The organism is Variovorax sp. SPNA7 (genome assembly GCF_033807855.1).
GTDB classification, from domain to species: domain Bacteria; phylum Pseudomonadota; class Gammaproteobacteria; order Burkholderiales; family Burkholderiaceae_C; genus Variovorax; species Variovorax beijingensis.
In genome coordinates, this window is sequence record NZ_CP138513.1 from 179,755 (window position 1) to 205,416 (window position 25,662).

The 25,662-nt window shown below is 68.5% G+C and carries 22 protein-coding genes and 1 riboswitch; of the genes, 18 read left to right on the forward strand and 4 right to left on the reverse strand.

Annotated elements, in window-relative coordinates:
- Positions 1-4: 4 nt before the first annotated feature.
- From hutI to RZE77_RS00905, 5 genes are all read left to right on the forward strand, one after another.
- Positions 5-1,255, forward strand: a complete 1,251-nt coding sequence (gene hutI / locus RZE77_RS00885; protein ID WP_319440281.1) for an imidazolonepropionase — start codon at positions 5-7, stop codon at positions 1,253-1,255.
- Complete coding sequence (locus tag RZE77_RS00890; protein ID WP_319440282.1) at positions 1,252-2,661, forward strand: formimidoylglutamate deiminase; 1,410 nt, start codon at positions 1,252-1,254, stop codon at positions 2,659-2,661. The genes hutI and RZE77_RS00890 overlap by 4 nt, the downstream gene beginning before the upstream one ends.
- Positions 2,662-2,667: 6 nt before the next feature.
- Positions 2,668-3,483, forward strand: coding sequence for an N-formylglutamate deformylase (hutG, locus tag RZE77_RS00895; protein WP_319440283.1), 816 nt, complete (start codon positions 2,668-2,670; stop codon positions 3,481-3,483).
- A gap of 133 nt (positions 3,484-3,616) precedes the next feature.
- Positions 3,617-4,663: a homocysteine S-methyltransferase family protein gene (locus RZE77_RS00900; protein ID WP_319440284.1), complete on the forward strand. Its 1,047-nt coding sequence runs from the start codon at positions 3,617-3,619 to the stop codon at positions 4,661-4,663.
- An 84-nt stretch (positions 4,664-4,747) separates the two neighbouring features.
- A complete protein-coding gene (locus tag RZE77_RS00905; RefSeq protein WP_319440285.1) occupies positions 4,748-5,560 on the forward strand; it encodes an SH3 domain-containing protein in 813 nt (270 codons plus the stop codon).
- Here the strand turns inward: RZE77_RS00905 and RZE77_RS00910 are convergent, their stop codons facing one another.
- Positions 5,561-6,490, reverse strand: a complete 930-nt coding sequence (locus tag RZE77_RS00910) for a LysR family transcriptional regulator (RefSeq protein WP_288253377.1) — start codon at positions 6,488-6,490, stop codon at positions 5,561-5,563.
- Positions 6,491-6,594: 104 nt separating this feature from the next.
- Between RZE77_RS00910 and RZE77_RS00915 the strand changes: the two genes are divergently transcribed.
- From RZE77_RS00915 to RZE77_RS00935, 5 genes are all read left to right on the forward strand, one after another.
- On the forward strand, positions 6,595-7,056 hold the full coding sequence (locus RZE77_RS00915) for a PACE efflux transporter (protein ID WP_062363828.1): 462 nt from the start codon (positions 6,595-6,597) through the stop codon (positions 7,054-7,056).
- Between the two features lie 48 nt (positions 7,057-7,104).
- A riboswitch (S-adenosyl-L-homocysteine riboswitch) is annotated at positions 7,105-7,213 on the forward strand.
- 59 nt (positions 7,214-7,272) lie between these two features.
- On the forward strand, positions 7,273-9,987 hold the full coding sequence (gene metH / locus RZE77_RS00920; protein WP_405547569.1) for a methionine synthase: 2,715 nt from the start codon (positions 7,273-7,275) through the stop codon (positions 9,985-9,987).
- Between the two features lie 52 nt (positions 9,988-10,039).
- The gene (locus RZE77_RS00925; RefSeq protein ID WP_319440287.1) at positions 10,040-11,854 is read left to right on the forward strand and encodes an ArnT family glycosyltransferase; all 1,815 of its coding nucleotides are present in this window, start codon (positions 10,040-10,042) and stop codon (positions 11,852-11,854) included.
- Entirely contained in the window at positions 11,851-12,828 is a 978-nt protein-coding gene (locus RZE77_RS00930) for a glycosyltransferase family 2 protein (RefSeq protein ID WP_319440288.1), read from the forward strand. Before RZE77_RS00925 ends, RZE77_RS00930 begins: the two co-directional genes overlap by 4 nt.
- Positions 12,825-13,232 carry a GtrA family protein gene (locus RZE77_RS00935; protein WP_319440289.1) on the forward strand — a complete coding sequence of 136 codons (408 nt, stop codon included), beginning with the start codon at positions 12,825-12,827 and terminating at the stop codon, positions 13,230-13,232. Before RZE77_RS00930 ends, RZE77_RS00935 begins: the two co-directional genes overlap by 4 nt.
- Before the next feature lie 11 nt (positions 13,233-13,243).
- On the opposite strand, the gene RZE77_RS00940 is transcribed toward RZE77_RS00935, so the two are convergent.
- The 3 genes from RZE77_RS00940 to RZE77_RS00950 form a co-directional block, all read right to left on the reverse strand.
- Entirely contained in the window at positions 13,244-14,443 is a 1,200-nt protein-coding gene (locus RZE77_RS00940) for an amidohydrolase family protein (RefSeq protein WP_319440290.1), read from the reverse strand.
- Positions 14,389-15,153 (reverse strand): TetR/AcrR family transcriptional regulator, encoded by a 765-nt coding sequence (locus RZE77_RS00945; protein WP_319440291.1) that lies wholly within the window; start codon positions 15,151-15,153, stop codon positions 14,389-14,391. Before RZE77_RS00945 ends, RZE77_RS00940 begins: the two co-directional genes overlap by 55 nt.
- A gap of 100 nt (positions 15,154-15,253) precedes the next feature.
- Positions 15,254-16,027, reverse strand: coding sequence for a ferredoxin--NADP reductase (locus RZE77_RS00950; protein WP_319428486.1), 774 nt, complete (start codon positions 16,025-16,027; stop codon positions 15,254-15,256).
- 325 nt (positions 16,028-16,352) lie between these two features.
- Here RZE77_RS00950 and RZE77_RS00955 point away from each other — a divergent pair, with 325 nt between their 5' ends.
- The 8 genes from RZE77_RS00955 to RZE77_RS00990 all read left to right on the forward strand — a co-directional run bounded on the left by RZE77_RS00955 (position 16,353) and on the right by RZE77_RS00990 (position 25,612).
- Positions 16,353-17,960 carry a 6-hydroxynicotinate reductase gene (locus tag RZE77_RS00955; RefSeq protein ID WP_319440292.1) on the forward strand — a complete coding sequence of 536 codons (1,608 nt, stop codon included), beginning with the start codon at positions 16,353-16,355 and terminating at the stop codon, positions 17,958-17,960.
- Positions 17,961-17,963: 3 nt separating this feature from the next.
- Positions 17,964-18,866 carry a UPF0280 family protein gene (locus RZE77_RS00960; RefSeq protein WP_319440293.1) on the forward strand — a complete coding sequence of 301 codons (903 nt, stop codon included), beginning with the start codon at positions 17,964-17,966 and terminating at the stop codon, positions 18,864-18,866.
- Between the two features lie 21 nt (positions 18,867-18,887).
- Positions 18,888-19,532 (forward strand): amino acid synthesis family protein, encoded by a 645-nt coding sequence (locus RZE77_RS00965; RefSeq protein ID WP_319428489.1) that lies wholly within the window; start codon positions 18,888-18,890, stop codon positions 19,530-19,532.
- 37 nt (positions 19,533-19,569) lie between these two features.
- Complete coding sequence (locus RZE77_RS00970) at positions 19,570-20,154, forward strand: amino acid synthesis family protein (protein ID WP_319440294.1); 585 nt, start codon at positions 19,570-19,572, stop codon at positions 20,152-20,154.
- Between the two features lie 69 nt (positions 20,155-20,223).
- Positions 20,224-21,429: an ABC transporter substrate-binding protein gene (locus RZE77_RS00975; RefSeq protein WP_319440295.1), complete on the forward strand. Its 1,206-nt coding sequence runs from the start codon at positions 20,224-20,226 to the stop codon at positions 21,427-21,429.
- A 24-nt stretch (positions 21,430-21,453) separates the two neighbouring features.
- Entirely contained in the window at positions 21,454-23,382 is a 1,929-nt protein-coding gene (locus RZE77_RS00980; RefSeq protein ID WP_319440296.1) for an ABC transporter permease, read from the forward strand.
- Between the two features lie 692 nt (positions 23,383-24,074).
- Positions 24,075-24,881 carry an ABC transporter ATP-binding protein gene (locus RZE77_RS00985; RefSeq protein WP_319440297.1) on the forward strand — a complete coding sequence of 269 codons (807 nt, stop codon included), beginning with the start codon at positions 24,075-24,077 and terminating at the stop codon, positions 24,879-24,881.
- Positions 24,878-25,612 (forward strand): ABC transporter ATP-binding protein, encoded by a 735-nt coding sequence (locus RZE77_RS00990; protein ID WP_047783366.1) that lies wholly within the window; start codon positions 24,878-24,880, stop codon positions 25,610-25,612. The genes RZE77_RS00985 and RZE77_RS00990 overlap by 4 nt, the downstream gene beginning before the upstream one ends.
- Positions 25,613-25,662 lie beyond the last annotated feature (50 nt).

Below are 25,662 nucleotides of genomic sequence, written 5' to 3' on the forward strand. Positions count from 1 at the left end.
AAGCATGACATCCGCAACTTCATCCCCATCGGCCGACGGCCTCTGGACCGGCCTGCGCCTGGCACCCGGTGCCGCGCCCGCCGCCGCCCTGGACGCCGACACCGAAGCCGCCATCGCGGTGGCCGAAGGCAAGATCCGCTGGGTCGGCGCACGCAGCGCCCTGCCGGCCGAATTCGCGGGCCTGCCGTTGCACGATGGCGGCGGCGCGCTCGCCACGCCAGGCCTGGTCGATTGCCACACGCACCTGGTCTACGGCGGCCAGCGCGCCAACGAGTTCGCGATGCGGCTCGCGGGCGCCAGCTACGAAGAAGTGGCGAAGGCCGGCGGCGGCATCGTCTCGTCGGTGCGCGCCACGCGCGAGGCCGATGAAGACGCACTCTTTGCGCAGGCCGCGCCCCGGCTCGAACAGCTGCTGGCCGACGGCGTGTGCGCGATCGAGATCAAGTCGGGCTACGGCCTGGCGCTCGAGCACGAGCGCAAGCAGCTGCGCGTGGCGCGGCGCCTGGGCGAGGCCTACGGCGTCACAGTGCGCACCACCTTCCTCGGCGCGCATGCGCTGCCGCCCGAGTACGCGGGCCGCAGCGGCGACTACATCGACCTCGTCTGCAGCGAGATGTTGCCCGCGCTCGCGGCCGAGGGGCTGGTCGATGCGGTCGACGTGTTCTGCGAACGCATCGCCTTCACGCTCGCGGAAACCGAGCAGGTGTTCCAGGCCGCGAAGGCGCTGGGCCTGCCGGTCAAGCTGCATGCCGAGCAGCTTTCCGACATGGGTGGCGCCGCGCTCGCCGCGCGCTACGGCGCGCTCTCGTGCGACCACATCGAGCACCTGTCGGCCGAAGGCATCGAGGCCATGCGCCAGTCGGGCACCGTGGCCGTGCTGCTGCCCGGCGCCTACTACACGCTGCGCGACACGCACTTGCCGCCCATCGAGGCGCTGCGCGCCGCCGGCGTGCCGATGGCCGTGTCGACCGACCACAACCCCGGCACCTCGCCGGCGCTGAGCCTGCTGTTGATGATGAACATGGCCTGCACGCTGTTCCGCCTCACGGTGCCAGAGGCGCTGGCCGGCGTCACCGTGCATGCGGCGCGCGCGCTGGGCCTGCAAGACACGCACGGCGCGATTGCCGAAGGCATGCCCGCCAACTTCGTGCTGTGGAACGTGCGCGATGCGGCCGAACTCGCCTACTGGTTCGGCCAGCGCCCGGTGCGCAGCGTCGTGCGGCAAGGCCGCATCGCCGTGGGAGCGACCCGATGAACACGCTGTTCGCAGCCGATGCGCTGCTGCCCGGCGGCTGGGCAAAGAACGTGCTGCTGTCGTGGAACGACGCCGGCCAGCTCACGCAGGTGCAGTCCGCGGCCCAGCCGGCAGCGGGCGCGCAGGTGGCGAAGGGCCCCGTGATCCCCGGCATGCCCAACCTGCATTCGCACGCCTTCCAGCGCGCCTTCGCGGGGCTCACCGAATACCGTGCCCAGCAGCAGGACAGCTTCTGGAGCTGGCGCACGCTGATGTACCGCTTTGCCGCGCGCCTCGGCCCGCAGCAGATGGAGGCCATCGCGACCTGGCTCTATGCCGAGATGCTCGAAGCGGGCTACACCAGCGTGTGCGAATTCCAGTACGTGCACCACGATGCCGACGGCCGCCCCTATGCCGACGATGCGACGCTGAGCCTCGCGCTGCTGCGCGCCGCGAAGAAGACCGGCATCGGCTTCACGCTGCTGCCCGTGCTCTACCAGGCCAGCGGCTTCGGCGGCCTGCCGCCCAATGAAGGACAGCGCCGCTTCATCCGCTCGACCGATTCGATGCTGCGCCTGCTCGACACGCTGAAGCCCGCATGCGATGCGCAGGGCGCGCCCGGACCGCAAGGCGGTCCTTCGGCCCGCCTGGGCCTGGCGCCGCACTCGCTGCGCGCCGTGCCGCCCGATGCACTGCGCGAAGCCGTGGCGGGGCTCGAGGCCATCGACCCGGGCGCACCGATCCACATCCACATCGCCGAGCAGACCAAGGAAGTCGACGACTGCGTGGCCTGGAGCGGCCAGCGCCCCGTGGCCTGGCTGCTCGACCATGCACCGGTCGACGCGCGCTGGTGCCTGGTGCATGCCACGCACATGGACGCGGCCGAATACGAGCGCGCCGCGAAGAGCGGCGCGGTCGCCGGCCTGTGCCCGACCACCGAGGCCAACCTGGGCGATGGCATCTTCGATTTTTCCGCCTGGCGCCACCATGGCGGGGCCTGGGGCCTGGGCTCCGACAGCCATGCCACGGTCAACGCCGCGGAAGAGCTGCTGATGCTCGAATACAGCCAGCGCCTGGCCTGGCGGCAGCGCAACGTCGGCGCCAGCGCGGCGCAGCCGCACGTGGCCACCGCGCTCACGCTCGAAGCGGTGCGCGGCGGCGCGCAGGCCTCGGGCCGGGCCATCGGCGGCCTGGCCGCGGGGCAGCAGGCCGACTTCGTGGTGCTCGATGCCGCACAGCTTGCGCTGCAGGGCCTGACAGCGCCCGACATGCTGTCGGCCCACGTCTTTGCGAGCCACCGCACCTCGGCCATCGACACCGTCTGGGTGTCCGGCCAGCCGCGCGTCGCGGCCGGCCGCCATGCCCTGCACACCGAGGCCGCCGCCGGCTTCGTCGCGGCGCGCAGCCAGCTTCTCCTCGAAAATTAGAGTCCCATGAGCTTCACCACCACCGAACCCGCCTTCCGCTTTCGCCAGGGCACGCGTCCCCTGCTGATCTCGATGCCGCACGTCGGCACCTACGTGCCGCCCGCGCTCGCCGCCCGCCTGACCGACGAGGCGCGCCAGGTGCCCGACACCGACTGGCACCTCGAACGGCTCTACGACTTTGCCGATGCGCTCGGCGCCTCGGTGCTCGTTGCCACGCATTCGCGCTATGTGGTCGACCTGAACCGTCCGCCGGATGGCGCGAGCCTCTACCCGGGCCAGAGCGTCACCGGCCTGTGCCCGGTCGACACCTTCGACGACACGCCGGTCTACGCGTCCGGCGCCAACCTGCCGGACGACGCGGAAATTGCCGCGCGCCGCGATGCCATCTGGCGGCCCTACCACCGGCAACTGCAGGCCGAGCTCGACCGCCTGAAGGCCGCGCACGGCACCATCGCGCTGTGGGACGCGCACTCGATCCGCTCGGTGCTGCCGCGCTTCTTCGAGGGCAAGCTGCCCGACCTGAACCTGGGCACCGGCAAGGGCAGCAGCTGCGACCCCGCGCTGGCCGCCACGCTGCTCGGCATTGCCGAATCGGCCACCGGCTACACCGGCGTGCTCAACGGCCGCTTCACCGGCGGCTACATCACGCGCCAGTACGGCAACCCCGCTGGCGGCGTGCACGCGGTGCAGCTGGAGATGACGCAGTCGAGCTACATGCAGGAGAAGCTGCCCTTCGACTACCTGCCCGAGGTCGCGGCCGGCGTGCAGCCGCATGTGCGGCGCATGATCGAGGCGGTGCTGGAATTCGTGGAAAGCCGCTGACGTTGCGCTGTGGCGTGTTCAGGTGGAACGCCATCGATCCGGCTTTGCCGGTCGATCGGCGTTGCCCCCGGTAGGGGGTAGGAGAAGCGACACGAAGTGCGCGGAGCCTGGGGGCGAGCGAGAATATGGGACTATGAAGCCCGTCACTTACACCCGCGGCCAGGCACTTGCCGGCATCCTCGAAAAGCGCATCGCCATCCTCGACGGCGCGATGGGCACGATGATCCAGCGCTTCAAGCTCACCGAGGAACAGTACCGCGGCGAGCGCTTCAAGGACTTCGAGCGCGACGTCAAGGGCAACAACGAGCTGCTCTCGCTGACGCGGCCCGACGTGATCCGCGACATCCACGAGGGCTACCTCGCGGCCGGCGCCGACCTGATCGAGACCAACACCTTCGGCGCGACCACCATCGCGCAGGAAGACTACAAGATGGCGCACCTCGCGCGCGAGATGAACCTCGAATCGGCCAAGCTCGCGCGCGCGGCCTGCGACAAGTTCAGCACGCCCGACAAGCCGCGCTTCGTGGCCGGCGCCCTCGGCCCGACGCCCAAGACCGCGAGCATCAGCCCCGACGTGAACGACCCCGGCGCACGCAACGTCGACTTCGAGCAATTGCGCGCGGCCTACTACGAACAGACGGAGGCCCTGGTCGAGGGCGGTTCGGACCTGATCCTGGTCGAGACCATCTTCGACACGCTCAACGCCAAGGCCGCGCTGTTCGCGGTGGACGAGTATTTCGACAACAGCGGCCAGCGCCTGCCGCTGATCATCAGCGGCACCGTGACCGACGCCTCGGGCCGCATCCTGAGCGGCCAGACCGTCACCGCCTTCTGGCACAGCGTGCGCCATGCGCAGCCGCTGGCCGTCGGCCTCAACTGCGCACTGGGCGCGGCGCTGATGCGGCCCTATATCCAGGAACTGGCAAAGGTGGCGGGCGACACCTTCATCAGCTGCTACCCGAACGCGGGCCTGCCCAATCCGATGAGCGAGACCGGCTTCGACGAGACGCCCGACGTCACCTCGCGGCTGCTGCACGAGTTCGCGGCCGAGGGGCTGGTCAACATCGTGGGCGGCTGCTGCGGCACCACGCCGGACCACATCGCGGCCATCGGCCGGGCGGTGGCCCCGATGACCGGCCGGCTGTTGAACAACAACGGCTTCTACCGCGAAGCGGCCTGACCGGCGCCCGGGGCTGTCGCGCCCCCGGCTGATTGACGGCATCCGGGCCGCCGCCTAGGCTGGCGGCGCAAAGGAAGCCTCGTCATGAACAACAACCAACTCTCCATGCGCTGGATCGGCATCGGCGCTGTTGCGCTGGCCTTGCCGCTGGCCGCCGCGGCGCAGCAGGCCTTCACGCGCGGCGCGGTCAACCTGCGGGCCGGGCCTTCCAGCGACTATCCGCTGGTGGCGCGCCTCGGCCCGGGCCAGCCGCTCGACGTGATCGGCTGCACCGGCGGCTACAGCTGGTGCGACGTGGTGCTGCCCGACGGCGGGCGCGGCTGGGTCTGGGCGAGGAGCCTGGACTACGCCTACCAGGAGCAGCGCGTGCCGCTGACCACCTATGCCGCGGTGATCGGCGTGCCCATCGTCACGTTCGTGATCGGCAGCTACTGGGCCGACTACTACCGCGACCGGCCCTGGTACGGCGAGCGCCGCTGGTGGGGCAGCCGGCCGCCGCCCCCGCCGGTGCCCGGCTGGCGTCCGCCGCCGCCGGTACGGCCGGCCTGGCAGCCCAAGCCATGGCCGGGCCCGGGGTTCAAGCCCGCGCCGGGGCCCGGCGTGCGCCCGCATCCCGGGCCGGGCTACCGTCCACAGCCGGGGCCGGGCTACCGCCCACCGCAGCCGGGCCCGGGCTTCCGCCCGCCTGCAGACCCCGGCTTCAAGCCGCCGCGGCCCCAGCCGGCTTTCCGGCCCGGGCCGCCACCCGGCCAGCCGCAGATGCATCCGGGTGGCGGACGGCCCGGCGCGGGTGGAGGCGGCGGTGGGGGCGGGCGCCCGCACGGCGGCGGTGAAGGCGGCGGCAGGGGCGGCGGCCACGGCGGCGGCGGAGGCAAGGGCGGCGGCCACCGCGACTGATCAGCCCCGTGGCTCGTCGACTGGAGGAATGCCCGCCGCGGCCTGCCGGTCGCGCGCAATCAGCGCCACGAAGCGCTGCGCCCCCAGCCCCAGCGGCCGCTCGCGCGACCACACCACGTCGACCCACAGGTCGAGCCCGTTGCTGAGGTTCTCGAACGGAATCTCGACCAGCGCGCCGGCGGCCACGTGCGGCCTGGCGAAATTGCGCGGCAGCCAGCCCCAGCCGAGTCCGGCCGTGATCAGGCTCAGCGCGGCCAGCGCGTTGTCGGTGCGCCAGACGTGGCGTGCGAACACGAAGCGCGGATCGCTGGTGGCGAGGTCGCGCCCCGCCACCACGATCTGCCGGGTGTTCGTGAGGTGCTCCTCGCGCAGCCGCTCGCCGGCGGCCGCCAGCAGCACGGGATGGCCGGGCGCCATCACGGCCACCATGGTGTCGCTGCCGACTTCCTGGAACCCCTCGCGGCCGTCGAGGCTCGGGCGCTCGAACACCAGCGCCAGCTGTGCGCGGCCGCTGTGCAGCAGCGCCAGCGCATCGGCCTGCGGCGCCGCCAGCACCTCGACCTGCAGCAGCGGATATTCCTCGGCCAGCGCGGCCAGCGGCCCGCTCCAGGGCGCCGCCAGCAGTTCCGGCGCAATGGCCAGCGTGAGGCGGTTTTCCAGGCCCTGCGTGAGCGCCAGGGCCTGCACCTGCAACTGCTTCAGCTGGGCCGCCAGGAGGCGCGCCTGCGGCTCCAGCGAACGGGCCGCGGCGGTCGGCTGCGGCTCGCGGCCGCTGCGGTCGAACAGGGGCAGGGCCAGTTCGGCCTCGAGGTTGGCAATGGCCATGCTGACGGCCGAGGGCACCTTGCGCAGCGCGCGCGCCGCGGCCGAGAAGGAGCCGTGGTCGATCACGGCCAGGAAGACCTCGACGTTGTCGCTGGAGAAAGCCATCTGCTGCGCCGATCTATCAATAAAACTGAAATAAGTTGACTTTTTATATCAGCGAACGGCAAATAAAGTCCAGCCATCGTCTTCATTTGCCAGAGGAAACAGTCATGCAGGGGTTCCAGCGCCGCGTCGTCTACATCAGCCTTTACGAAGGGATCGCCATCGTGGCCGCCAGTGCCGGGCTGGCGCTGATGACGGACGCCGGGCTCGGGCATTCGGGCGTGTTGGCGGTGGCCGCCTCGGTCATTGCCGTGATCTGGAACCTGGTTTTCAACGCCCTGTTCGAGCGCTGGGAGTCGCGCCAGGCGGTGCGCGGGCGCAGTGTGCGCCGGCGCGTGGCGCATGCCATCGGCTTCGAGGGCGGGCTGATCGCGGTGCTGGTGCCACTGTTCGCCTGGGGCCTGGGCGTGACGCTGTGGCAGGCGCTGGTGATGGACCTGGGGCTGGTGGTGTTCTTCCTGGTCTACACCTTCGTCTTCAACTGGGGCTTCGACCGGGTGTTCGGGCTGCCGGCCTCGGCCGCGCCCGCCAAGGCCGGCTCGGCAGCGGCGGCCGGGCAGGGGGCCTGAACGCCCCTGGCGGCCGCGGCCCTTGCCGCAGCCGGTAAAATTGCGCTCCCTTCCAAGGAGCGTTGCAGCGGCGGCCTACGTCAAGAGGCCCGCCGTCAGGCTTGGAAGGCGCCCCGCCGGCCGGGGCGCAAGCCGCAACAAACGACGCTCACCTGACGTTTTTTCCTGCCCAGGTGAGCCCCCATGAGCGAAGTTTCCACGCCCCGCGTCCCCCCGATGAAGCTGTCCGGCCTCGAGCCGGTGGCCATCGACGCCGGGTCGCTGTTCGTCAACATCGGCGAGCGCACCAACGTCACCGGCTCCAAGGCCTTCGCGCGGATGATCCTGAACGGCCAGTTCGAGGACGCCCTGGCCGTGGCGCGCCAGCAGGTGGAGAACGGCGCGCAGGTGATCGACATCAACATGGACGAGGCCATGCTCGACAGCAAGGCCGCGATGGTGCGCTTTTTGAACCTGATCGCCAGCGAGCCCGACATCGCGCGCGTGCCGGTGATGGTCGACAGCTCCAAGTGGGAAGTGATCGAGGCGGGCCTGCGCTGCATCCAGGGCAAGGGCATCGTCAACTCCATCTCCATGAAGGAGGGCGTCGACAAGTTCAAGCACGAGGCCAAGCTCGTGAGGCGCTACGGCGCCGCCGCGGTGGTGATGGCCTTCGACGAGAAGGGCCAGGCCGACACCTACGAGCGCAAGATCGAGATCTGCGAGCGCGCCTACCGCATCCTGGTGGACGAGGTCGGCTTTCCGCCCGAGGACATCATCTTCGACCCCAACATCTTCGCGATTGCCACCGGCATCGAGGAGCACGACAACTACGCGGTCGACTTCATCAACGCGGTGCGCTGGATCAAGCAGAACCTGCCGGGCGCCAAGGTGTCGGGCGGCGTGAGCAACGTGAGCTTCAGCTTCCGCGGCAACGACCCGGTGCGCGAAGCGATCCACACCGTGTTCCTGTACCACGCGATCCAGGCGGGCATGGACATGGGCATCGTCAATGCCGGCATGGTGGGCGTGTACGACGATCTCGAGCCGACCCTGCGCGAGCGCGTGGAAGACGTGGTGCTGAACCGCCGCCCCGACGCTGGCGAGCGTCTCGTCGAAGTGGCCGAGACCGCCAAGAGCGGCGCCAAGGACGACAGCAAGAAGCTCGAATGGCGCGGCACGCCGGAGCATCCGGTGCACGTCAACCAGCGCCTCTCGCACGCGATGGTGCACGGCATCACCGACTTCATCGTCGAGGACACCGAAGAGGCCTACCAGCAGATCCTTGCCAAGGGCGGGCGTCCGCTGCACGTGATCGAGGGGCCGCTGATGGACGGCATGAACATCGTGGGCGACCTGTTCGGCCAGGGCAAGATGTTCCTGCCGCAGGTGGTGAAGTCGGCGCGTGTGATGAAGTCGGCCGTGGCCCACCTCATTCCCTACATCGAGGAAGAAAAGCGCCAGGACGAGGCCGCGGGCCGCGACGTGCGCACCAAGGGCAAGATCATCATCGCCACCGTGAAGGGCGACGTGCACGACATCGGCAAGAACATCGTCACCGTCGTGCTCCAGTGCAACAACTTCGAGGTGGTGAACATGGGCGTGATGGTCCCGTGCCACGAGATTCTTGCCAAGGCGAAGGTCGAGGGCGCGGACATCGTGGGCCTCTCCGGCCTCATCACGCCGAGCCTGGAAGAAATGCAGTACGTGGCCGGCGAGATGCAGAAGGACGACCACTTCCGCATCCGGAAGATCCCGCTCCTGATCGGCGGCGCCACCACCAGCCGCGTGCACACCGCAGTCAAGATCGCGCCGCACTACGAAGGCCCGGTGGTCTACGTGCCCGATGCCTCGCGCAGCGTGAGCGTGGCGCAGTCGCTGCTCAGTGACCAGGCGAGCGCGTACATCGACGAGATCAACGCCGACTATGACAAGGTGCGCACGCAGCACGCCAACAAGAAGCAGGTGCCGATGTGGCCGCTGGCCAAGGCGCGCGCCAACAAGACGTCGGTCGACTGGTCCGGCTACACGCCGCCGGTGCCCAAGTTCATCGGCCGGCGCCTGTTCAAGAACTTCGACCTGACCGAGCTCGCCAAGTACATCGACTGGGGCCCGTTCTTCCAGACCTGGGACCTCGCGGGCCCGTTCCCGGCCATCCTGAAGGACGAGATCGTCGGCACCGAGGCCGTGCGCGTGTATGCCGACGGCCAGCGCATGCTCAAGCGCCTGATCGAGGGCCGCTGGCTCAGCGCGAGCGGCGTGGTCGGCTTCTGGCCCGCCAACACGGTGAACGACGACGACATCGAGCTCTACACCGACGAGACGCGCAGCGAAGTCGCGCTCACCTGGTACGGCATGCGACAGCAGACCGAGAAGCAGGTGATCGAGGGCGTGATGCGCCCGAGCCGCTGCCTGGCCGACTTCGTCGCGCCGAAGGACAGCGGGCTGAAAGACTACGTGGGCGTGTTCGCGGTCACCGCGGGCCTGGGCGTCGAGAAGAAGGAGAAGTACTTCATCGACGACCTCGACGACTACTCCGCCATCATGCTCAAGGCGCTGGCCGACCGGCTGGCCGAGGCCTTTGCCGAATCGCTGCACCACCGCGCGCGCACCGACCTCTGGGGCTATGCGCCCGACGAGGGCCTGAGCAACGAGGACATGATCGCCGAGAAATACCGCGGCATCCGCCCCGCGCCCGGCTACCCGGCCTGCCCTGACCACAGCGTGAAGCGCCCGATGTTCGACCTTCTGGGTTGCGCGGACATTGGCATGACGCTGACCGAAAGCCTCGCTATGATGCCCGCCGCCAGCGTGAGCGGCTTCTACCTGAGCCATCCCGAGTCGACCTACTTCAACGTCGGCAAGATCGGGCACGACCAGTTGCAGGACCAGGCGGCGCGCCGCCGGACCAGCGAATCCGAACTCGAGCGCCTGCTGGCGCCGAACCTTTGAACCTGCCGGCCGGCGTGGCCGCCCGGCGCCGGGAGTTGTTATTCAGAAGCTGATGTTTGCTGCCGCGCACTACGCGGCATTGGCGGTCTTTGTCCTCGGCTGCTGGGGTTTCGGGCGCGCGCTGCTGGCGCGCCTTGCGCCGCCGCCGCGCCGGGACGCCTGGCTCGAGGCCGCCATGGCGGCGGCCCTGGGCGTGGGCCTGTTCATCTGCGCCTTCCAGCTGCTCGCGATCTTCGGCGCGTTCAAGCCGGGCGCCACCGTGGCGCTGATTGCCGCCGGCGTGCTGGCGGCCACGCTGCAGCTGCGGCCCTGGTGGCGCGAAGTGCGGGCGCTGCACGTCGCTGGTGCTCCCGCCGCGCCGTGGACCCGCGCCGAAAGGATCGCCGCCATCGCGCTGGCGCTGGTGGCGCTGCCCGCGCTGGTCGCGCCGCTCGCGCCGCCCGCCGCCTTCGACGAGCTGATGTACCACCTGCCCTATGCGCGGCAGGTGGCGCAGCAGGGCTCGCTGGGCATCCACGAGTGGCTGCGCTACCCCTGGTTCCCCTACAACTACAACCTGCTGTATGCGGCCGCGCTGCAGCTGGGCGACGACGTGCTGCCGCACTTTCTCAATGCGCTGGCCGGCGCGATCTCGGCGGTGATGGTCTACCGCCTCGGCATCCAGCATGCGAACCGGCTCACGGCCTGCATCGGCGCGGCCATCTGGATCGGCATCGGCGACTATTCCAACGCGCTGATCGACATGGGCGTGGCGCTCTTCGTGCTCAGCGCCTGCGTGGCGCTGTGGTGGTGGCGCGAATCGCAGCCGCTGCAGGGCGGCACGCGCTGGCTCGGGCTGACGGCGTTCTGCCTGGGCGTGGCGGCGGGCTCCAAGTACCAGGCGCTCACCTTCCTGCCGCTGGTGGCGCTGTTCGTGGTGTGGCACGAGCGCCGGCCCAAGGCCTGGGCGCTGGCGCTGCTCTGCTTCCTGGTCCCGTGCATCTACTGGTACGCGCGCAACGCCATCATGACCGGCGATCCGTTCAACCCCATCGGCGCGCGCGTGTTCGGCTTCACCGACTGGATTCCGGCCGACTACGTGCAGCAGGTGGCCGACGTGCGCGACCATGCAGCGCGGCCCAACGCGCTGATCTGGGCCGTGTTCCTGGCGCCGTTCAGCCTGCTGTGGAAGCGCTCGGCCGCGCTACGCGCCGCGGGCTGGTTCTGCTTCTATTCGGTGGCCGTGTGGCTCCTGACCTCGCGCTATCCGCGCTATCTCACGGCCTCGTTTCCGCTGCTCGCGCTGATGGCGGCCATCGGCTGGCAGGTGCTGTTCGGCTGGATGGCCGCGGGCGTGCGCCGCGCGTTCGGGGCCCGGGGCGGGCCGGTGGAGGCCACGCCTGCCGCTGCCGCATCCGCACCTGCGGGACGCCTGGGCCTTGCCGGCGACTGGATCGTCGTGTTGCTGCTGGCCGCGCTGGCCGCGGTGTCGCTGGGCCAGACCGCGGGCAAGGTGGCGATGATCTCGCCCACGCCCGAAACGCGCGAAGCCTTCTTGCGCCAGCACGTGCCGGGCTATGCCGCCATGGACTACCTGCGCCAGCATGCCAACGGGCGCGTCTACCAGATCGCGCTGAACGAGGCGATCTACTACGGGCCCAATCCGATCTGGGGCGATACGCTCGGCCCGTGGCGCTACCGCGACTTCCTGCTGCTGCTTCCCGGCGACATGGCGCGCAAGCTCGCCGACCTGGGATTCACGGCCATCGTCATGCCGACCTCGATGGTGCCCACGCTGGCCACCCGGCCCGGCTTCGACGAACATTTCGCCCTGCTGTACGAAAAAGACGGTGGCCGGGTCTACCGCATTCTCTCGACCGCACCATGACCGACGACAACCCATCCGCCGCCGCCCGCGCCCCGATCCGCATCGCGGCGGTGATCCCCTGCTACAACGAGGCGCTGTCGATCGCGCAGGTGGTCGCGCAGTTCCGCGCGGCGCTGCCGGAGGCCGAGATCCACGTCTTCGACAACAACTCGACCGACGACACGGCCGTCATCGCACGTGCGAGCGGTGCCCTGGTGACGCACGTGGCCGCGCCGGGCAAGGGCAACGTCGTGCGGCGCATGTTCGCCGACGTCGAGGCCGACGTGTACGTGACGGTCGACGGCGACGCCACCTACGACGTGGCCAGCGCACCGCGGCTGGTGGATGCGCTGGTGGAGCGCAACCTCGACATGGTGGTGGGCTGCCGCGTCGACGACGGGCAGAACGCGCTCACCTACCGCGCCGGCCACCGCTTCGGCAACCGGCTGCTCACGGGCGCCGTGGCGCAGCTCTTCGGCGGCGGGCTGACCGACATGCTCTCGGGCTACCGCGTGTTCTCGCGCCGCTATGCCAAGTCGTTCCCGGCGCTTTCGCAGGGCTTCGAGATCGAGACCGAGCTCACGGTGCACGCGCTCGAGCTGCGCATGCCCCATGCCGAATTCGACACCGCCTACAGCACGCGGCCCGAAGGCTCGCACAGCAAGCTCTCGACCTACCGCGACGGCTGGCGCATCCTGAAGACCATCTGCAAGCTGTTCATCAGCGAGCGGCCGCTGCAGTTCTTCTCGATCCTTGCGGCAGTGCTCGCGGCGGGCGCGATCGCGCTGGTCATTCCGCTGCTGCTCACCTACCTGCACACCGGCCTGGTGCCCCGGCTCCCCACGGCGGTGCTCGCGACCGGCGCCATGCTGGCCGCCATGCTGTCGATGGTGTGCGGCGTCGTGATGCACGCCATCCGGCTCGCCCGCCGCGAGGCCAAGCGGCTGCGCTACCTCGCGATACCCGGCGTCGGGCAGTTCCGCCGCAAGCCATGAAGGCGGGCCGCGAGTTCCTCGCGTTTGCCATCGTCGGGGCGGCGGGATTCGTGGTCGACGTGGCCGTGCTGTACCTTGCGGCGCCGCTGCTGGGCTGGTACGGCGCGCGGGTGCTGTCTTTTCTTGCTGCGGCAACGGCCACCTGGGCACTGAACCGGCGCTACACCTTCGCGGCGCGGCGCGCCTCGGGCGCGGCGACGCCGATCGTGCGCGAGTACCTCGGCTATCTGGTCACCATGCTGGGCGGCGCGGTCGTCAACTACGGTGCGTATGTGCTGGTGCTGCACTGGCTCGAAGGCCCCTGGGTGCCGGCGCTCGGCGTTGCGGCCGGCAGCTGCGCGGGGCTGGCGGTCAACTTCCTGGCCGCGCGGCACCTCGTCTTCAAGTCGCGGCGCAGCCCCTGAACCGAGGCGCCTCAGTGCGCCGCCGACACCACCACCGGAATCTCGGTCGCGGGCGGCGTGTTGCGGCTGCGGCCGCAGCGCACGATGCCGTCGATCATCACCATGCCCACGCCCGGGATGTCGCCGAGCTGCACGCTCTCGAGCAGGCCCGGCGCGGGCGAGTGCTGCGCGCGGTCCATGAAGACGAAGTCGGCGTCGCGGCCCACTTCGACCAGCCCGCAGTTGAGCTTGCGGATCTTCGCCGTGTTGCCTGTGGCAAAGCAGAACACCAGCTCGGCCGGAATGTTCGCAATCGACGACAGCATGGCCACCATGCGCAGGATGCCCAGCGGCTGCACGCCCGAGCCCGCGGGCCCATCGGTGCCGAGGATCACGCGGTGCGGGCACTTGAGTTCGAGCGCGGCCTTGGCCGCCGCGATGGCGACGCGCTCGTTGCCGTTGTGCACGATCTCGATCGCGCGCGAGCTCTTCTCGCACAGCTCGCACACATGCGCCTCGGGCAGCGAGGTGTGGCCGCCGTTGATGTGGCCGATGATGTCGGCGTCGGCCTCGAGCACCACGTCCTTGTCGATCAGGCCCGAGCCCGGGATCGACGGGCCGCCCGTGTGGATCGTGCTCTGGATGCCGTACTTACGCGCCCAGGCCACCATTTCCTTGGCCTCGTAGCCGGCCTTCACCGAGCCCAGGCCCACTTCGCCGAGCAGGCCCACGCCGGCTTCGGCGAGTTCCTTGAAGTCGCTCTCGACCATGCCCTTCTCGATCACCGGCGCGCCGGCCAGCACCTTCACGCCGCCGGGGCGGAAGTTGTCGAAGGCGCGCTGCGCGGTGATGGCCAGCGCCTTCAGGCCCACGATGTCCTTGGGCCGTCCGGGCAGGTGCACCTCGCCGGCCGAGATCATGGTGGTGACGCCGCCGTGCATGGTGGAGTCGATCCAGCCGATCTGGCCCTGGCGCGGCGTCCAGTCGCCGAACACCGGGTGCACGTGGCTGTCGATCAGGCCGGGTGCCACGCAGGTCTTCTTCGCGTCGATGACGGTCTGCGCGCCTTCGAGGTCGCAGTCCTTTTCCTTGCCGACCGCCACGATCAGGCCGTCGTTCACCACGATGGTGTCGGCGTCCAGGATGGGCTTGTCGATGTCGCCCGAGAGCAGCAGCCCTATGTTCTTGATGACGACCTTGCCCGACTTTGCGCCGGCTGCGATTTCTGCCATTTCGTGGTGTCCTCGTCGTGGGGTGGGATGTTGTTGTCCTGCGCCTCGTCTGCGCGCACGGTGCGCAGCACGGTCTCGATCACGAAGTCTTCCCAGTGCGTGATCGCCTCGGGCGACTCCAGCGGCTCGCCGAGGAAGGCCGTGAGCGTGTGCCGGTTCGAGGTGTAGAAGTAGCCGGTGGACGCGATCAGCAGGTAGATGTCGCGCGCGATCAGGTCGCGGCGGAACAGGCCCTGGGCCGCGCCGCTGGCCAGGATCTCGGCAATGATCGCCACCGCCCGCGACGAATATTCGCGCGCCCGCAGCGACTTCGAGATGTGCCGGCCCTTGTGCAGGTTCTCGGTGTTCAGGAGCGTCACGAACTCGGGGTTCCTGCGGTAGTAGCCGAGCACGAAGCGGATCACTTCGGTGAGTGCCTCCACGGGCCGCGAGGCGTCCAGCGCGATGGCGGCCTCGGCGTCGTCCATGCGCTTGTAGATGCCTTCGAGCACCGCGATGAAGAGGCCTTCCTTGCTGCCGAAGTAGTAGTAGATCATGCGGTCGTACGACTTGGCGGCCTTGGAGATCTTCTCCACGCTGCCGCCGTCGTAGCCGTACTTGGCGAACACCTTGGTCGCCGACTTCAGGATGCTGTCGCGCGTGGCCTGCGCCGCGGCCTCGCGCACGCCGGTGCGGCGCTGGGGCTTGGTGGCAGCGGGCTTGCGTTCCATTACCGGCGGTCGCCGCCGGGCCGCCCCAAGGCGGACCGCGCCTCCCCCTCGGGGGGTGGAGTTACACGAGCGAAGCGAGTGAAAAGCCGGGGGGCCAACATTACTTTTCCGCGAAGGCGCGTTCGACCACGAAGTCGCCGGGCGTGCTCGTGTTGCCTTCCTTGAAGCCGCGCTTCTCCAGGATGTGCTTCAGGTCCACCAGGAGGCCCGGGCTGCCGCACAGCATCACGCGGTCTTCCACCGGGTTGATCGGCGGCAGGCCGAGGTCCTCGGTGAGCTTGTTGGTCTCGATCAGGTCGGTGATGCGGCCCTGGTTGCGGAATTCCTCGCGCGTGACCGTCGGGTAGTAGAGCAGCTGCTTCTCGACCATCTCGCCCAGGAACTCGTGCTTGGGCAGGTGGTCGGTCACGAGGTCGTGGTAGGCCAGCTCGTCGACCTGGCGCACGCCGTGCACCAGGATGACCTGCTCGAACTTCTCGTAGGTGTCCGGGTCGCGGATGATGCTCATGAACGGTGCGAGGCCCGTGCCCGTGCCGAACAGGTACAGGCGCTTGCCGGGCAGCGTGTAGTCGATCAGCAGCGTGCCGGTGGGCTTGCGGCCCACGATGATGGTGTCGCCCACCTGGATGTGCTGCAGCTTCGAGGTGAGCGGGCCTTCTTCCACCTTGATGCTCAGGAACTCGAGATGCTCCTCGTAGTTCGGGCTCACGATGCTGTAGGCGCGCAGCAGCGGCTTGTTGTTGACCTTCAGGCCGATCATCGTGAAATGGCCGTTGGAGAAGCGCAGCGCCGGGTCGCGCGTGGTGGTGAAGGTGAACAGGCGGTCGGTCCAGTGGTGGACGCTCAGGACGCGTTCTTCGCTGAAAGCACTCATACGGAACTCAAGAGTTGGTTGGAACAGTGGAGGGTGGCTGAGCCGGAGTGCACGCCCATGGGGCATGCAGCCGCCGGCCGGCTGCGAACCCTCCATTGTCGTTGGTCGGAAAAACCCCGATAAACACCGCGAGAAAACACCATTGCAAGCATCGGGCCTGTTTGCTACATTGACCTCTAATGTAGTGAACGCAACATGAAAGTGTAGGGAATGCTACACAAACGGAAGGCGGCGCACAAGCGGGCAGGCGGCACGTTTGTTGCAACCCTCCGCTGACCGAGTTTTCCCGCGCCCGACCCGCATCACGCCCCACGAGATCGCCCCGATGACAGAACACACCAAGACAGACGGACTGCCCGGCATGGACATGCCGGTGGCCGGCGCCGGCGCCTTCGGCAAGGCACCGCCGCGCAACGAGAAGATGAGCAGCGCCAAGGTCGAATGCAACGCCTGCCCGGTGCTGTGCCAGATCTCCGACGGCCGCACCGGCGCCTGCGACCGCTATGCGAACAAGGAGGGCGTGCTGGTGCGCGTCGACCCGGTGCTGCTGCTGCGCCGCGAGATCGCGAGCGAGGCTCCCGTGCTGGTGCCCTTCGACCGGCCCGCCGCCGAGAAGGCCGAGGGCAGCGCGCCCGACTGGAGCGGCGACCTGCTGCACGCCGACGAAGTCTTCGTGACCGGCGTGGGCTCGTCCACCACCTACCCCGACTACAAGCCGGCCCCATTCATCGTCGCCTCCAAGGCCCAGGGCGTCGACATGGTCACCGTGGTCACCGAAGGAATCTTCAGCTACTGCAGCTTCAAGGTGAAGATCGACACCGACCGCTTCCTCGGCTCCGAGCAGGCCAACGTGCGCTACCGCGGCGAGGTGGTCGGCCACGTCACCACGGCCGAATACGGCTCGCAGATGCTGTCGCTCGGCGGCGTGCACCACCTCACCGGCGGCAGCAAGAAGGAAGGCCGCATGACGGCCGAGCTGATGCAGCTCCTGGGCAACAAGAAGGCCGTCGAATGCACCATCGACGGCGGCTCCACGCTCGTCATCCAGGCGGGCAGGGCGCCCATCGTCAATGGCGTCGAAGAGCAGCGCATGCGCGTGGGCTGCGGCTCGGCGGCCGTGGGCATCTTCGCGCGCCAGTTCGCGGGCGTTGCCGATGAGGTGGTGGTGGTCGATGACCACATCACCGGCGTGCTCACGGAGCACCAGGCCGGGCGCTGCCTCGACATGGCGCCGTCGGGCATCCAGATGCTGGGGCGCAAGTCGACGCCGGGGCGCTACTTTCAGGTGGCGAACCCGGGCAACGGCTGGGGCGGCACCGACATCGCCGATCCGCTCTCGATCATCGAGGGCTGGGAAGAGGGCGTGGCGCGGCCGGGCCTGCGCTTGCTGATGACCTCGACCACCGGCGAGCATGCCCAGTGGTACGTGCTCGACGAGGCGCTCAAGCCGGTCGAGCAGCCCATGCCGACCGAGGTGCGCCGCATCGTCGAGCGCATCGGCGAGAACTGCGAACCATCGCTGTGCACCGTGCTGTTCCTCGGTGGTGCGGGCGGGTCCTTGCGCGCCGGCGTCACCGAAAACCCGGTGCTGCTCACGCGCGCCATCAAGCGTGCGCTGGTCAACGTGACCTGCGGCGGCGCGCCGGCCTATGTGTGGCCCGGCGGCGGCATCACCGTGATGGCGGACGTCATGCGCATGCCCGACAACAGCTTTGGCACCGTGCCCACGCCGGCCATCGTGGCGCCCATCGAGTTCAGCATGCGGCGCGACGACTACGAGGCGCTCGGCGGCCACATGGAACACATCTTTCCGCTCGAGCAGGCGCTTGCGCGCGGCGCATGGCAGGAAGACGGCGCGCCGCTGGCGCGGCAGTGGGTCGTCATCGACGATGCCAATCCGTGGCCGCTCGGCCACCCACCCATGCTGGGCTGAACCATGGCCGCCCAACGCGCCGCGCTCGACAAGAACCGCTGGCACTTCAACCACGGCCCGATCGACATCGTGGCCGAGGCGCACGGCGACCCCTACGCCGTGGCCGCCGCGCACGACGCGGCATGGGCGCGCTTCGGCCATGTGCTGGGCGAGCTGGTGCGCGAGCTGCCGCTGCTGCGCCTGCCGGTGGCCGACGGCGTGCGGCCGCGCGGCGTGGTCGGTGCGCGCATGTGGGATGCCTGCGCGGCGTTCTCGCCGATGTTCATCACGCCGATGGCGGCGGTGGCCGGCTCGGTGGCGCAGGAGCTGATCGCGTTCTACGACCGCCCCGGCATTGAGCGCGCCTGGATCAACAACGGCGGCGACATCGCGCTGCACCTCGCGCCGGGCCAGTCGGCGCGCGTGGGCGTCTACGCCGATCTCGCACGTTTCGACTGGCAGGACAGCGGCATCCTCACCACCGACGGCCAGTTCGAGGTCGGCGCCGCACAGCCGGTGCGCGGCGTGGCCACCAGTGGCTGGCGCGGGCGCAGCTTTTCCCTGGGCATTGCCGACAGCGTGACGGTTCTCGCCGCCACGGCGGCTGAAGCCGATGCCGCCGCCACCGTCATTGCCAATACCGTCGACGTGGACGATGCGGCCATCGGGCGCCGCCCCGCCAGCGAATGCAAGGACGATAGCGACCTGGGCGAGATGCTCGTCACGGTCGACGTGCCGCCGCTTTCGCCCGCGCTGGTGAAAAGCGCGCTCGACACCGGCGCCGTGTGCGCGAAAGTGCTGCAGGAAGAGGGGCTCGTCTGGGCCGCTCTGCTCGTTTGCCAGGGGCAGTGGCGACTTGTCGAGCCCTTATGCTCGAAGGCGCTGCCCAGAGCGCCGTCCGATGCAGTTGGTTCAGTATTTGCTTAACGAAAAGCAAGGTTCCTTTCCATGATCGATATACGCCGCGTCTTCACCCATGTCGAGCACATCCACCACGAGTTCGGACCGCGCGCCGCAACGCCGCTGGTGCGCGGTGCCATCGGCGCGGTGCTGACCAACCCTTTCGCGGGCCGCTACGAGCCCGACATCCTGCCGATGATGGCGCTGCTCGACCCGGTGGGCGTCGACATGGCGCACAGGCTGCACGCCGCCATGGACGTGCCGCTCGAGCAGATCGCCACCTACGGCAAGGGCGCCATCGTCGGCGCCGCCGGCGAGCTCGAACACGGCGCGCTCTGGCATGTGCCCGGCGGCTATGCGATGCGCGAGCTGCTCGGCTGGAAGGGCGACCGCGCGGCCTACACCGCGGGCAAGGCGGAAGAAAAGAAAACCGGCCAGCCCGGCAATGCGCTGTCCATCGTGCCCTCGACCAAGAAGGTCGGCCCGCCCGGCGCCGCGCTCGATGTGCCGCTCACCAACATCAACGCCAGCTACGTGCGCGGCCAGTTCGACGCCATCGAGGTGCGCGTGCCCGGCGCGCCGGCGGCCGACGAGATCGTCTTCATCCTGGCAATGAGCACAGGCTACCGCGTGCATGCACGCGTCGGCGGGCTGCTCGCCAAGGACATCAGCAAATGGGACGGCCTGCGCTGACCTGATGAACAAGAGACACGAAGAAGGAACACAAGACATGACCGCCAACATCCGCAAGCTCGTCATCCAGGTCGACGAAACCCGCAAGGAAATGGGCCGGGACATCGCGCCCCCCACGCGCCGCGCCGTGGCCATCGCGGTGATCGAGAACCCTTATGCGGGCCGCTTCAGCGAGAACCTCGACGAGCTGATCGCCATCGGCGAAGAGCTTGGTGCGCTCTTGGGCCAGAAGGCCGTGAAGGCGCTCGGCATCGAGCCCGGCCAGGCGCAGAGCTACGGCAAGGCCGCGATCGTCGGCGAGAACGGCGAACTCGAGCATGCCGCCGCCATCCTGCATCCCAAGCTCGGCGCGCCGCTGCGCGTGGCCGTTGAAAAGGGCGCGGCGCTGGTGCCCTCGGCCAAGAAGCGCGGCACGCTGGGCACGGCCATCGACGTGCCGCTCGGCCACAAGGATGCGGCCTTCGTGCGCAGCCACTTCGATGCCGTCGAGGCGCGCGTGTCCGATGCGCCGCGCGCCAACGAGATCGTGGTGGCGGTGGCCGTCACCGACAGCGGCCGTCCGCTGCCGCGCATCGGCGGGCTGCAAGCCAGCGAAATCAAGGGCGAGGACGGATTGCGCTGAATCCAGGGCCTCCGCTTCCACGTCGATTCTTTTTTTGTTCTCTCTTTCTCGATCCCAAGGAGTTTCCCCATGAACCCATTGCGTCACGTCTTCAGCGCCGCGGCCGTCGCCACGCTGGCCACCGCCCTCGTTCCTGCCCATGCCCAGGGCGTGATCAAGATCGGCGAGGTCAACAGCTACAAGGCCCAGCCCGCCTTCCTCGAGCCCTACAAGAAGGGCATGGAGCTGGCCGTGGAAGAGATCAACGCCAAGGGCGGGGTCAACGGCCGCAAGGTCGAGCTCATCACGCGCGACGACAACGCCAACCCCGGCGATGCGGTGCGCGTGGCCGAGGAGCTGGTGGCGCGCGAGAAGATCGACGTGCTCACCGGCACCTTCCTCTCGAACACCGGCCTGGCCGTGGCCGACTTCGCCAAGCAGAAAAAAATCTTCTTCCTGGCCGGCGAGCCGCTGACCGACAAGATGACCTGGCAGGGCGGCAACGAATACACCTTCCGCCTGCGCCCCGGCACCTACATGCAGGCAGCGATGCTGGTGCCCGAGGCGGCCAAGCTCAAGAAGAAGCGCTGGGCCGTCGTCTACCCCAACTACGAATACGGCCAGTCGGCCGTGGCCGCGTTCAAGACGCTGCTGAAGGCCGCGCAGCCCGACGTCGAGTTCGTCGCCGAGCAGGCGCCGCCGCTAGGCAAGGTCGATGCCGGTGCCGTGGTGCAGGCGCTGGCCGATGCCAAGCCCGATGCGGTCTTCAACGTGCTGTTCGGCGCTGACCTTTCCAAGTTCGTGCGCGAAGGCAACACCCGCGGCCTGTTCAAGGACCGCACGGTGGTGAGCGTGTTGACCGGCGAGCCCGAGTACCTCGACCCGCTCAAGGACGAAACGCCCAACGGCTGGATCGTGACCGGCTACCCCTGGTACGGCATCCAGACGCCCGAGCACAAGGCCTTCTTCCTCGCCTACCACGGCAAGTACAAGGACTACCCGCGCCTCGGTTCGGTGGTGGGCTACACCATGATCAAGTCGGTGGCGGCCGGCATCGAAAAAGCCAAGAGCACCGAGACGCCCAAGCTCATTGCCGCCTTCAAGGGCCTGCAGGTCGACTCGCCCTTCGGCAAGATCAGCTATCGCGCCGAAGACCACCAGTCGACCATGGGCGCCTTCGTCGGCAAGACCAAGAACGAAAACGGCAAGGGCGTGATGGTCGACTACACGTACTTCGACGGCGCCAAGTTCCAGCCGAGCGCTGCCGACGTCAAGAAGTCCCGCGCTGCCGACTGACCTTTTTCCGGAACGCTTGCACCCATGAGCCTCTCGTCCCTGCTGCTTCAGTTCCTCACCGGGCTGTCGTCGGCTTCGTCGCTGTTCCTCGTGGGGGCCGGCCTTTCGTTGATCTTCGGCGTCACGCGCATCGTCAACTTTGCGCATGGCTCCTTCTTCATGGTGGGCATCTACCTCGCCTACACGCTGGCCGACAAGCTCGGCACGCTGGGCTTCTGGCCGGCCGTGCTGATTGCCGCGCTGGCGGTGGGCGTGATCGGCGCGCTGATCGAGATGGTGCTGCTGCGCCGCATCTACAAGTCGCCCGAGCTGTTCCAGCTGCTGGCCACCTTTGCGCTGGTGCTCGTCATCAAGGACGCGGTGCTCTATGTCTGGGGGCCGGACGAGTTGCTCGGCCCGCGCGCGCCGGGCCTGTCGGGCTCGGTCGATATCCTGGGCCGGCAGTTTCCGACCTATGACCTGTTCCTGATCGTGGTCGGCCCGGTGGTGCTCGGCCTCATGTGGCTGCTGCTCACGCGTACCCGCTGGGGCACGCTGGTGCGCGCCGCCACGCAGGACCGCGAGATGGTCAGCGCGCTGGGCGTGAACCAGGCCTGGCTGTTCACCGCCGTGTTCGCACTGGGCGCCACGCTCGCGGCACTGGGCGGTGCGCTGCAGCTGCCACGCGAGCCGGCCACGCTTGCGATGGACCTCAACACCATCGGCGCGGCCTTCGTGGTGGTGGTGGTGGGCGGCATGGGCTCGATTCCCGGCGCATACGTGGCGGCGCTGCTGCTCTCCGAGATCAAGGCGGTCTGCATCTGGCTTGGCGTGGTCGATATCTTCGGCTACAGCGTGTCGTTCTCCAAGCTCACGCTGGTGGTCGACTTCATCGTGATGGCCATCGTGCTGGTGTGGCGCCCCTGGGGCCTGCTCGGCCGCCCGCAGGCGCCCAGCCGCTACGTGGGCATGCAGGAAGAACCGCTGCGGCGCGCGAGCAAGGGCTACCTGTGGCTCGTCGCCGCGCTCGGCATGGCGCTCATGGCGATGCCGCTGCTCACCGCCGATTCGCCCTACACCACGGTGCTGATGATCGACCTGCTGATCGCGGCGCTGTTCGCGGCCAGCCTGCACTTCATCATGGGCCCGGCCGGCATGCATTCGTTCGGCCATGCGGCCTACTTCGGGCTCGGTGCCTATGGCGCCGCCCTGCTGGTGCGCGCGAGTGGCATGCCGATGGAGCTCGCGCTCATCGTCGCGCCGCTGGTCGCGGCCATCGGCGCTTTTGTCTACGGCTGGTTCGCGGTGCGGCTTTCGGGCGTGTACCTGGCGATGCTCACGCTGGCCTTTGCGCAGATCACCTGGGCCGTGGTCTACCAATGGGATTCGTTCACCGGCGGCAGCAACGGGCTCACCGGCGTCTGGCCTTCGGAGTGGCTGTCGGACAAGCGCACTTACTACTGGCTCACGCTGGTGCTGGTGGCCGCGGGCATTTTGATGCTGCGCCGCGTGCTGTTCTCGCCGTTCGGTTATGCGCTGCGCGCTGGGCGCGATTCGGTGCTGCGCGCCGATGCGATCGGCATCGACGTCAAGCGGATGCAATGGACGGCCTTTGTCATTGCGGGTGCTGCGGCTGGATTGGCCGGGGCGCTCTATGCTTTTTCGAAGGGCAGCATCTCGCCTGAAAGCCTGAGCGTGGACAAGTCGGTCGATGGGCTGGTGATGGTGCTGCTGGGCGGTATCCAGACGCTGGCGGGACCGGTGGTGGGGGCTGTGACTTTCAGTTGGCTGCATGACACGGTGGCGCGCAATACGGACTATTGGCGGGCGACGCTGGGGGCGATCATCCTGCTGCTGGTGCTGCTGTTTCCGCAGGGAATTGCTGGGTTTGCGAAGCAGCTCAGTGAACGTTTGCTGCGGGGGCGTCGTCGGCGTCCGGAAGTGGATGTTGCTTTGAAGGAGAGGCGGACGTGAAGGGCGGTTGTCTTTCGTTCTTTCGCGGTTCTTTTTTTGCCGGGGGCCGGGTCTCGCCCCGGCGGGCGACCTACTTTTCTTTGCTTCGCCAAAGAAAAGTAGGCAAAAGAAAGGCGACCCTACTGTCTGCGTCCCTCCGCTTCGCTGCGGGCAACCTGCGGTGCTCGATTCCGGCGGGGGTCCGCAGAACTCGCTTCGCTCAAACAGCTGCGGCCCTGATCCCGCCTCCATCTGCGCTCCTCGGCGCATACAGAAGGGGTGGGAGCGGGCAGCCTTCGCTTCGCTCGGCCCCAATATCCAGCAGCCAATACCAACAGCCAATCCCAACCACCGCGGCGCGCAGCGCCGCGGTGGCTTGGTGGCCGAGCGAAGCAAAGGCCCGTTCGGTATCCAAGCCCCTCTGTATGCGCCGAGGAGCGGAGCGTTTCGCGGATCAGGGCCGCAGCTGTTTGAGCGAAGCGAGTTCTGCGGACCCCGCGAAACGCGAGCACCGCAGGTTGCCCCGGAGCGAAGCGCAGGGGTCGCAGACAGTGGGGTCGCCTTTTCTTTGCTTACGTTCTTTTGGCGAAGCAAAAGAAAGTAAGTCGCCCGCCGGGGCGAGACCCGGCCTCGGGAAGCAACCTCCCAGCACGAATCGAAAGCCGCGAGCCCTCACCCCAACCCTCTCCCGGAGGGAGAGGGAGTAAAGCCAAATGACCCTCCTCAAAGTAGACAACCTAGGCAAATCCTTCGGTGGCGTCAAAGCCGTCGACGGCATCAGCTTCGAGCTCAAGGCCGGCGAGCTGCTGGCCCTCATCGGCCCGAATGGCGCCGGCAAGTCCACCACCTTCAACATGGTCAACGGCCAGCTCAAGGCCGACCAGGGTTCGATCGTGTTCGACGGCCACGAGCTCGTGGGCCAGAAGCCGCGCGAGATCTGGCGCAAGGGTGTGGGCCGCACTTTCCAGATCGCCGAAACCTTTGCCTCGCTCACCGTCGCCGAGAACGTGCAGATGGCCATGCTCTCGCACGACGGCAAGCTGTTCTCGATGTGGCGCCGCGCGGCCGACCACAAGCGCGACGAGGCGCTGGCGCTGCTCGACCAGGTCGGCATGAAGGCGCAGGCCGACCGGCCCTGCAGCGAGCTCGCCTACGGCGACGTCAAGCGCGTCGAGCTCGCGATCGCGATGGCCAATGCGCCCAAGCTGCTGCTGATGGACGAGCCCACCGCCGGCATGGCACCGAAGGAACGCAACTCGCTGATGGCGCTGACCAAGAAGCTCGTGGTCCAGCGCGGCCTGGCCGTGCTGTTCACCGAGCACAGCATGGACGTGGTGTTCGCCTACGCCGACCGCATGATCGTGCTGGCCCGCGGCCGCCTGATCGCGCAGGGCAAGCCGCTCGAGATCCGCGACCATCCGAAGGTGCAGGAGGTGTACTTCGGCAGCGGCAAGACCTTCGAAAAGATTGCAGAGAAAGCCGCCGAAGTGAACGCGGCAGTGGGAGCAGCAACAGCATGAGCACGCACGAAACACTGTTGAAGGCGAACTCGCTGTGCGCCTGGTACGGCGCCGCGCAGATCCTGTACGACGTCGATCTTGAAGTGCGGCGCGGCGAAGTGGTGGCGCTCATGGGCCGCAATGGCGCGGGCAAGTCGACCACGCTCAAGACGCTGATCGGCATGCTCGCCAAGCGCAAGGGCAACGTCAGCTTCCTCGGCCACGACATCTCGAAGAGCGAGCCTCATCACGCGGCGAAGCTCGGCCTCGGTTTCGTGCCCGAGGACCGCCGCGTGTTCACCGATCTCACCGTGATGGAAAACCTCGAGGTCGGCAAGCAGCCGCCGCGCCGCTGGGCCGACGGCAGCGAGGCACCGCTGTGGACGCCCGAGCGCCTGTTCAAGCTCTTTCCCAACCTGGGCGAGATGCCCGACCGCCCGGGCGGCCGCATGAGCGGCGGCGAGCAGCAGATGCTCACCGTGGCGCGCACGCTCATGGGCAACCCCTACCTGGTGCTGCTCGACGAGCCCTCCGAAGGCGTGGCCCCGGTGATCGTCGAGCAGATGGCCAACATGATCCTGGAGCTCAAGGCGCAGGGCGTGAGCATCCTGCTGTCGGAGCAGAACATGCACTTCGCCGAACTGGTGTCCGACCGCGCCTATGTGCTCGAGAAGGGCCAGATCCGCTACCACGCCACCATGGCAGAGCTCGCGGCCAACGAAGAGGTGCGCCGCGCCTACTTGAGCGTCTAGCCGCACCGCGCGGCCCTCTTCTCCATTTCTCGTCAACCACCGGAGCACAC